This is a genomic window from Nocardia sp. NPDC006630 (assembly GCF_040611495.1).
In the GTDB taxonomy this organism is placed as follows: domain Bacteria; phylum Actinomycetota; class Actinomycetes; order Mycobacteriales; family Mycobacteriaceae; genus Nocardia.
The window spans coordinates 611,307-620,591 of the sequence record NZ_JBEXOK010000001.1 but is presented as its reverse complement, the minus strand read 5'-3'; the positions used below and the strand labels follow the sequence as shown (position 1 = coordinate 620,591).

Annotated in this window: 7 protein-coding genes; 6 read left to right on the top strand and 1 reads right to left on the bottom strand. The window is 66.5% G+C overall.

The window, feature by feature from the left end:
- Positions 1-5 precede the first annotated feature (5 nt).
- The 3 genes from ABZX86_RS02795 (at position 6) to ABZX86_RS02785 (ending at position 3,867) form a co-directional block, all read left to right on the top strand.
- On the top strand, positions 6-479 hold the full coding sequence (locus ABZX86_RS02795; RefSeq protein ID WP_355119321.1) for a hypothetical protein: 474 nt from the start codon (positions 6-8) through the stop codon (positions 477-479).
- Positions 480-787: 308 nt separating this feature from the next.
- Positions 788-1,774: an alpha/beta fold hydrolase gene (locus ABZX86_RS02790; RefSeq protein ID WP_355119319.1), complete on the top strand. Its 987-nt coding sequence runs from the start codon at positions 788-790 to the stop codon at positions 1,772-1,774.
- A gap of 38 nt (positions 1,775-1,812) precedes the next feature.
- Positions 1,813-3,867 (top strand): CocE/NonD family hydrolase, encoded by a 2,055-nt coding sequence (locus ABZX86_RS02785; RefSeq protein ID WP_355119317.1) that lies wholly within the window; start codon positions 1,813-1,815, stop codon positions 3,865-3,867.
- A 23-nt stretch (positions 3,868-3,890) separates the two neighbouring features.
- Here ABZX86_RS02785 and ABZX86_RS02780 read toward each other — a convergent pair whose 3' ends face one another.
- Positions 3,891-5,219 carry a QsdR family transcriptional regulator gene (locus ABZX86_RS02780; RefSeq protein ID WP_355119315.1) on the bottom strand — a complete coding sequence of 443 codons (1,329 nt, stop codon included), beginning with the start codon at positions 5,217-5,219 and terminating at the stop codon, positions 3,891-3,893.
- A gap of 208 nt (positions 5,220-5,427) precedes the next feature.
- Here ABZX86_RS02780 and ABZX86_RS02775 point away from each other — a divergent pair, with 208 nt between their 5' ends.
- The 3 genes from ABZX86_RS02775 (at position 5,428) to ABZX86_RS02765 (ending at position 9,267) form a co-directional block, all read left to right on the top strand.
- A complete protein-coding gene (locus tag ABZX86_RS02775) occupies positions 5,428-6,573 on the top strand; it encodes an acyl-CoA dehydrogenase family protein (protein ID WP_355119313.1) in 1,146 nt (381 codons plus the stop codon).
- Positions 6,574-6,581: 8 nt separating this feature from the next.
- On the top strand, positions 6,582-7,667 hold the full coding sequence (locus ABZX86_RS02770; protein WP_355119834.1) for an acyl-CoA dehydrogenase family protein: 1,086 nt from the start codon (positions 6,582-6,584) through the stop codon (positions 7,665-7,667).
- Between the two features lie 64 nt (positions 7,668-7,731).
- A complete protein-coding gene (locus tag ABZX86_RS02765) occupies positions 7,732-9,267 on the top strand; it encodes an AMP-binding protein (RefSeq protein WP_355119311.1) in 1,536 nt (511 codons plus the stop codon).
- Positions 9,268-9,285: the final 18 nt, after the last annotated feature.

Genomic DNA, 9,285 nt, shown 5'->3' with positions numbered 1-9,285 from the left:
ACGGTATGCCATCGGCAACGACGCAGGGCGAGATCCGTGCGCAATTGCTGCGGCACTTCACCGAGACGCTCCGGGCGGTGCCTGCCGAACTGGCGCTGGCGCTGCGGCATCCGGACCTGCCCGCGGCGGCGTTCCACCGCGGCGTCCGACTGCCCTGGGACGAAAGCGACCCCGACAACTTGCTGGAATTCTTCGATATCCGGTACTGGGTGCTCGGCACCACCCCCGACACCTCGGACCGGTATTTCGACCTGGTGCTGCGCGCCTGGCGGGAGCAGGGCTGGGCGATCCGGACCGACGACGACGCACGTCCGCGTACCGGATATACCCAGACCCACGACGGGTACGGGCTCACCCTCACCCAGAGTGTGAACGGATACCTCAGCATGGCCGGGTCGACACCGTCGTTCGCGCCCGACTCGGACGAAGGCAGCCCACTCCCGGCCCGGATCGATCGACCCGCCGAACCGTCGAACTGAACCTCGGCACCCCGCTTCACCGATCGCGCGCTGACTTCGTCGCACGCGGCGTCCAAGCGCGCCTCTGATCACTCTCTCGTCGCGTCCACATGCCCTCCGTCATGTAACGCAGAGATCTAAACGTTCCATCGGTGCGATTCTACTGTCGATGCAGTGAGGTGGCTGAAAACTTGCCACAACCTCAGATAATGCAGGTGATATCGGTCTGTCGTCCGTCGTGGCCTGGGGGCAATTTCGGCGTTTCGCGTTACTGAAGCGTAAAGAGTGTTAGAAATTGCGAAAGCTTCGACGAGGTCCAAGGAGTCCCCATGCCAGCGCATATTCGAGCCCGGTCAGCAGGTCCCGGCCGCGGGGTGGTGAAACGGCTGGCGGTGGTCGTTGCGCTCGCGGCGGTAGCGGTGGCGGGTGTGCCCGCCACCGCGCCGGCCGCGCCGCACTACCCGGTTCCGTACGGACTGGGGGCGGCGCTCGCGCACTTCGGTGATTCGTCTTCGCCTGCGGGAGCGAATGATTGGAATTGCCGCCCGAGTGCGGAGCACCCCGAACCGGTGATCCTGCTGCACGGCCTCACCGCGACCCAGGCCGAGAACTGGACGACTCTCGCGCCGCTGCTGGCGAACAACGGGTACTGCGTGTTCTCCCTGACCTACGGCAGGAGTCCGGCGCTGCCACCGCCGCTGAACGGTGTGCCGGGTGTGCGGTCCATGATCGACTCCGCCACCGAGGAATTGGCGCCGTTCGTCGATCGGGTGCTGGCGGCGACGGGCGCGGCGAAGGTCGATTTTGTCGGCCATTCGGAGGGGACCGTCATGCCGCGCTGGTACATCAAGTTCCTGGGCGGGGCCGATAAGGTGGCCAAATCGGTGAACCTGGCCCCGATCAACAATGGCACGCAGGCCAATGGTTCAGGGTTGCTCGCGGGCGGGCTGGGCGCGGTCGGACTGTGGGGGCAGGCGCAGCGTCTGGCCGAAGGCTCGGGGGCTCCGATCACCGTGGAATTGACCACCGGATCGGACTACCTGAACGCGGTGAACTCCGGCGTCGCCTACGCGCCAGGCATCGACTACACGTTCCTGATGACCCGGTACGACGAGGCCGTGGTGCCCTACACCAGCGGATACGGACCGGTCGCGCCGAATATCACCAATATCGTGGTGCAGGACCAGTGCCCGCTGGCGATCTTCGAGCACAATGGCGCGGCCTTCGATCCTGTTGCCGCACAGGATGTTCTGAACGCCCTGGATCCCGCGAATCCGCTACCGGTCGATTGCTCGGGCTTACCGCGTAACAGCTGATCCGCCGACCTCGACGCATTCCGACCCGAAGGTTCACTATGGCAAGCTTGCCGATCACCGCCGTCCCCAGCTCCTGCGCCCGACCTCGATACCTGTCCGGCGCCCTCGCCGTTCTCACCGCACTACTGCTCGCGGTGGGGGTGTCGGCGCCGGCGCCGGCGCCCGCCGAACCGGTCGACGATGCGGCCGTCTGGACCGCGACTCATGATGGGCCGCAACCGTTTCCGAATGTGCACACCGATTGGGACGTCCCGATCACAATGAGCGACGGTGTGGTGCTGAAGGCGAATGTGTACCGCCCGGCGGATGCCGCGGGCATCCCGGCGACCGAGCAGACGCCCGCGATCGTCAACCTGACGCCGTATTCGAAGCTCACCACCACCGTCGTCGACGCGGTGCTCGGCGATCCCGCGCTCTCGGGCATGCTGACCGCCGCCGTGGCCGGTTTCGATCTGTCCGGTGTGGGTCTGAGCGGCTACTCCGACCTGGCGAAAGCGCTGGCCGCCGGCGCACTGCGCAATTTCGGGGTGGATCGAAAGCTGGTGGAGTCCGGGTACACCCAGGTCGTGGTCGATGTGCGCGGCACCGGATTCTCCGAGGGCGACTGGCAGGTCTTCGGCGAACGCGAGCAGCAGGACGGCGTCGAAGTGGTGAATTGGGCTGCCGCGCAACCGTGGTCGACCGGCACGGTCGGAATGAACGGCCTGTCGTATTCGGCTGCCAACCAGCTGCAGACCGCCGAACGCAAACCGGCGGCGCTGCGTGCGATCTTCCCGGTCGTCCCGGGCAGCGACATGCTGCACGACATCATCGCCACCGGAGGCGGATTCGGCGTCGGATTCATGCCGACCTGGCTGGCCAGTGTCAACGCCCTCAAACTGGTGCCGGATCTGCAAGCACTGTTCACCGGCAATTTCGACGGGCAGTGGTTGCGAGATCGGATGCGGGATCCCTTCACCGACGCCAATGTCCTGCTCGCCACGCTGGCCGCACCCAGTCTGGCCGGCAGTCCGGAGCTGACGGAAATGCTGAACGGGGACAGCCCATTACGCCGCAGTCTGGACGGTCATCCCGAGCAGGTCAGCGTGCCGACCTTCGTCTACGGCGGCTGGCAGGACATCTTCGCCTACTCCGCGACGCGCATCTACAACGCCATCGATGTTCCCGCGGAGCAGAAGAAACTGATCATGGGCGATACCTACCATCTGACCACCGGCGCGGGGCTCGGTCTGCCCGGCGGGCCGCCGCGCCTGGATGTGCTCCAGCGCGCCTGGTTCGACAAGTGGCTCAAGGGCATCGACAACGGCATCGATCGCTTCGATCCGGTGACGCTGTGGCAGCAGGGCGGGAATTGGGTGAATCGGCAGCAGTTCCCCAGTCCGGGTATGGATTACCGCAGGCTATATCTGGACCCGGCGCCCTCGGGGACGGCGCTGAGCGTGCACGACGGCAGCCTGCGCACCGAGCCGGGCGGGGCCGCGCTGTTGACCGTCGCGCCGGGACTGACCGGGCTGTGCTCCCGCGAAGCCGCGGTGGGTACGGCCGGTGAGACCGGGGTGCTGGACATCTGCGCGAAAGACGCACGCATCAATGAGACCAACGGTTTGACCTTCACCAGTGCGCCGGTGGGGGTTCCGACCGAGATCTCCGGACCGATCGCCGTGCATCTGAACACGATGCTGGATGCGGCGGACGGTTTCTGGTCGGCGACGGTCAACGATGTCGCACCCGATGGGCGTTCCACCGTGTGGACCAGCGGCCAGCTACAAGCCTCGTTGCGAAAAGTGAACGAGGACAGGGCGACTCGATCCCCGAATGGCGACTACACCGATCCGTACCCCGCTCTCACCCTGGATACCCGGCAGGATGTGGTGCCGGGCCGGCCGACCATTGTCGATATCGGCATGCCCGCCACCGACGGCGTTCTGCAGCCGGGGCATCGGCTGCGAGTCGACATCTACGCATTCGATGTGCTGCGCGGACTGCCGATGCGGCCGATGCTCGATGCCAGCGGGCTCAAACCCGAACACCTGCAATTGGATCCGAACGACCCCAGCTGGGTGAACATTCCGGCCGCCGGGCAGCTGGGCTGAATTCGGTGCTACCGCAGGTCGATTCACCGCCCGCCGACGGGACCGGCCACTCCGAGCAGGGATGTCTGCACCTGCAGCAGATGCTCGATATCGCCTCGGATGTCGGCGACGGCATCGTTGTAGAGGAAGGCTTCGCCCAGGGCGACCAGGGCGAAGGCGAGGGACTCCCGTTCGATCGGCGGGCGGTACCCGTCTTGCTCCTGGGCGCGGTGGAGCAGCCGTTCGACCAGTGCGACGCTGCCGCGGTGTACGGGCCCGTCGGCCTGGGTGAGCAGGCGAAGCGCGGCCGGGGATTCGTTCTGGAGGTAGGTGCGCAGCGCCGGATCGGCCGCCAGCTGCCGCAGGACGAGATCGAATATCTCGGAAATGCGGTGGGCGCCCCGGCTGGTGCAACGCCGGTCGATCGAGGTGACCACCCGCTCGAACTGCAGGGCCAGGGCCGCGCCCAGCAGTTCGTCTCTGGTCCCGAACCGGCGGTAGAGGGTGGTGCGGCTGATGCCGAGTTCGGCCGCCACCACGGGCAATTCCAGCCGCTCGCCGCTGCGGAAGATGCGAATCGCGGTGTCGAGCACATCATTTCGAGGTACCGACCGCGACTCGTCCGTAGCGGCATGCGTGTGCACGCCGATCATTGCCGGGTAATCGATCGGCTCACCGGCATTTTCGGCAGCGTCGGAAACACCGCTCGCTTTCGCGACCGCATCGACCGCGCGCACGGCCGCCGGATCGAGGTGACGCATGGCCGCGACGATGATCGATACCGTCAGATTCGCGGCCGCGGTGAAATCGAGCTGCTGGGCAATGGCCTGCTGTACGCCGCGGACCCCGATATCCGCGATCACCGAGGCGCAGAAATCGGCGCTGGCGCCCCAGCTCAGGTCGGCGCTGCCGTATTCGTTGCGGATCAGGTCGGCGACGGTATCGGCCACCGCGGAGAGCACCGCGGCCCGCACCTCGTGCGAGCGGCCCGCGGTGGGCGCGCCGAACAGTACGTGAAACCCTTCGGCGCGGGTGGCGGCGAAGTCGAAGAGCGCGCGCGTTGTCGTCGCGACGTGCCGGTCCAGGTCGAAACCCCTGGCGCGCCGGTAACTTTCACGCATCCACCGCAGTAGACCGTCCGCTTCCCGGCGCAGGCAGGCTTCGAGCAGCTGGTCCTTGGTGCCGAAGTGGGCGTACAGCGTCGGCTTGGAGGTGTCGGCCGCGAGGGCCAGCTCATCCATGGTGACGTCGTCGAAACCACGGGCGGCGAAGACCGTCAGCACACCGTCCAGCAGTGCGTCATCGGAGGGTCGCACCGACGACGGACGGCGGCGCGGCGCGGGACCGGCAGGCTCGGGTTCGGACCTTGTCATATCGCAGCAGGCTACCGTGTTCTGGAAGTGCTTGACTGATAGTAATGCTAATACTGTCAAAATGCCTGTAAGTCTGACCGGATGGTTGACACGATGCCCCTACTGATGGAACGTTTAGATAAGAACGTTCCATGGACTTTCGTCCGCAGGAGGAGAGGGCGCACCGATGGTCGCCCATCCCCGAAACCTCGGAAAGTGCAGACCTGCAATGCAATTGGCTCTGACCGGCGATGAGATCGGGTTCCGCAATCAGATGCGGACGCTGTACCGCCGCGAGATTCCGCTCGAGATCTGGGACGGTGTGCGGGAGGGGCGCGAGCTCAGCCGCGCGGACCTCGTCACCACGCAGCGCATTCTCAACGCCAACCACATCGCGGTGCCGAATTGGCCGCAGCAGTGGGGCGGGCGGGACTGGACCCCCATTCAGCGCCATATCTGGCATGACGAAATGCAACTCGCCTGTGTCCCTGAACCTTTGACGTTCAATGTCGATATGATCGGGCCGGTCATCGCCCGGTACGGCTCCGAACAGCTCAAAGTGCGGTTTCTGGCGCCGACGGCCAACCTCGACATCTGGTGGTGTCAGGGATTCTCCGAGCCGGAAGCCGGATCGGACCTGGCCGCCCTGCGTACCACCGCGATTCGCGACGGGGACAGTTATATCGTTACGGGGCAGAAGATCTGGACCAGTGCGGCCCAGTACGCGGACTGGATGTTCTGTCTCGTGCGCACCGACTCCGGCGCGGCGAAAAAGCAGGCGGGCATCTCCCTGCTGCTGCTTCCGATGGACGCGCCCGGCGTCACCGTCCGCCCGATCGCACTTGTCGACGGCAGCGGCGAGGTCAACGAGGTATTTCTCGATCAGGTGCGGGTACCTGCCGATCTCCTTGTCGGGCAGGAGAATCAGGGCTGGACCTACGCCAAATTCCTGCTCGGCAATGAGCGCATCGGCATGGCCGCCGTCGGCCGCACGAAGGTCCGGTTGTCGATGATCAAGGCGCGAGCCAGGCAGACCCGGATGGGCGCGGGCTCGCTGCTGGACGACCCACTGTTCGCGGCACGTCTCGCCGAGCTCGAAAACGACACGCTGGCACTGGAATTGATCCAGCTCGGCGCGACCGCTGCGAAGAGCAGCGGGACCTCATCGATTCTGAAGCTGCGCGGCAGCGAACTACAGCAGGCCGCCACCGAGCTGATGATGGAGGTCGCCGGACCCGGCGCGCTACTGCCGGACGTGACCCGGTGGGCCGGACGCAGCACTGCGGCCTATCTGAACTGCCGCAAGACCTCCATCTACGGAGGGTCCTCCGAGGTGCAGCGCGGCATCATCGCCTCGACGATCCTCGGATTGTGAGCCCGGCCATGAACTTCGAACCGTCCGCGGAACAAACGATGTTGCGCGACACCGTGAACAACGTCCTGGCCAGCCACTCGTCGGCGGATTCCACCGGTCTCTGGCCCGTAATGGCCGACCTCGGACTTCTCGGGCTGACCTTCTCCGAATCCGAAGGCGGCCAGGGCGCCGGCCCGATCGAGGCGATGATCGTCATGTCCGAGCTGGGTGCGAGCACGGCCCGGGTTCCGCTGCTCGACTGCGCCTACCTGCCCGGGGACCTGGTGGCCGAAGCGGCCAGTCCTGCCCAGCGTCGCGAACTGTTGCCGAAGATCGCCGCCGGACAGCTGCGACCCGCGTTCGCGCACGAGGAACCGCGATCGCGCTGGCCACTGCGGGTGCTGTCGACTTCAGCTGTGCGACAAGGGAGTACGTGGCGGGTGACGGGGCGCAAGTCGCCGGTGCTGTTCGGGGACGAAGCCGATCTGCTCATTGTCAGCGCCGCCGTGACCGACGGCATCCGGCTGTTTCTCGTCGACCCCGCCGGTGCGGGTGTGTCCAGACACGGCAGTGCGACGTACGACGGCATGCGCGCGGCCGACATCGTCTTCACGGCTGCTCCGGCGGAGCCACTGGCTTCCTTGCGCGCCGAGGAGGCCATCGAAGCCGCGCTGGTCGCCGCCCAGGCGGCATTGTGCGCCGAAGCGGTGGGCGCGATGACCGAAGCCCTGCATATTACTGCCGAATATCTTTGTGCCCGTAAACAATTCGGTGTTCCCCTGCGTACTTTTCAGGCGCTGTCCCATCGTGCCGCGGATATGCACATCGCGGTCGCGATGGCCCACGGCATGTCCGTCTACGCATCGATGGCACTGGCGGACGGCGTGATCGACCAGTCCATCGCCTCGCGCGCGAAATTGCGGGTCGGACGGTCGGCGCGATATGTGGGGCAGGAAGCGGTCCAACTGCACGGCGGTATCGGGATGACCGTGGACTACCCGGTCGGACAGTATTTCGCCCGGCTGACCGCCATCGAGCAGACCTTCGGGAATTCCAGCGACCATTTGCGATTCCTGATGGGCCGGGTCGCCGAGTACGACATGGTCGACCTGTGAAGGAGGCCACCGCTATCCCCGCACCGCACACGCGACCCGGCATCCACGACCGATAGGACAGACCGTGCCAAACCTGCTGGACCCCATCCGCCGGCATGCGGACACCCATCCCGACGCCGTGGCCATTCGCGGCGACAGCAATGATTCCGGCGCCTTCGCCGCGTGGACCTATCACCAATTGCGTTCGACGAGCATCAATTACGCCGCGGCGCTGGCGGCGGCGGGGATTGGCGCGGGGGACCGGATCCTGCTCGCCGCACCGTCGGTTCCCGAATTCGTGGTCGCGTACATGGGTATTCAGGCGGCGGGGGCCGTGGTGGTCCCGGTCAACACCATGTCGACCCGGCACGAGATCGAGTATGTCCTCGCAGACGCCGGATGCTCGCTGGTCATCGCCTGGCACACGCTGGGCGCCGCCGCGTCGAGTGCCGCCGCGGCGCAGGGTATTCCGGTCTGGACCCTGCGGCCCGGCGCCGACACCGGGCCGGCGGCGGCCGCGGTCCGCGACCGCGATCCGGACGATACGGCGGCGATCCTCTACACATCCGGTACCACCGGCCGGCCCAAGGGGGCGCAGCTGACGGTGTCGAACCTGTTGTCCGCAGGCGAGATCGGCGCCGAATGCAGTCGAGCATCGCACGAGGACCGGACGGGCACCGGCCTGCCGCTGTTCCACGTCTTCGGCCAGGCCTCCGTCATGATGACGACCTTCACCGCCGGCGGATCGCTGTCCCTGCTCTCCCGTTTCGACGCCCGGGCCATGATGGCGATGCTGCGCCGCGATCGGTTCACCGTCATGGTCGGGGTGCCCACCATGTGGAACGCGATGCTGCACACCGCCGGTGACGCGGATCCCGCGGATTTCGCGCAGCTGCGCATCGCGGTCTCCGGTGGCGCGTCGCTGCCCGGTCCGGTGGCGCGGGAGTTCGAGGCGCGCTTCGGCTGCACCATCCTCGAGGGGTACGGGCTCACCGAAACCACGGCCCTCGCCACATTCACCGATATCGACCGCGGCGGGAAGATCGGCTATGTCGGGTGCCCGACGCCTGCCACCCGGGTCGAGGTCCGCGACGAAGCGGGCCGTCCGTGTCCTCCCGCGACGATCGGCGAGGTATTCGTCAAGGGCGCCACGGTGATGAAGGGTTACTGGAATCGCCCGGCCGAGACCGCCGGCGTGCTCAGCGGTGACGGCTGGTTTCGCACCGGAGACCTGGCCGAGACCGACGCCGACGGTGACCTGCGCATAGTCGACCGGGTCAAGGACCTCATCATTCGCGGCGGCTACAACGTCTATCCGAGCGAAGTCGAGGAGGCGCTCTACGCGCATCCCGACATTGTCGAGGCGGCCGTGCTCGGCATTCCCGACGACTACTATGGCGAGGAGGTCGCCGCGGTGATCGTGCGCCGCCCGCAATCGACCCTCGACACCGCCACTGTGTCGGCCTGGGCCCGCGAGCGACTCTCCGCATACAAGGTCCCGCGTGTCATCCGTCTGGTCGATGCCCTGCCGAAGGGATCGACCGGCAAGATCCTCAAGCGGGCCATCGACCTGCGAACCTTGACCGGCACAACGTCGGACGATTCACGATCCACACCGTAGCCGGTGTGCAGGTTGCCG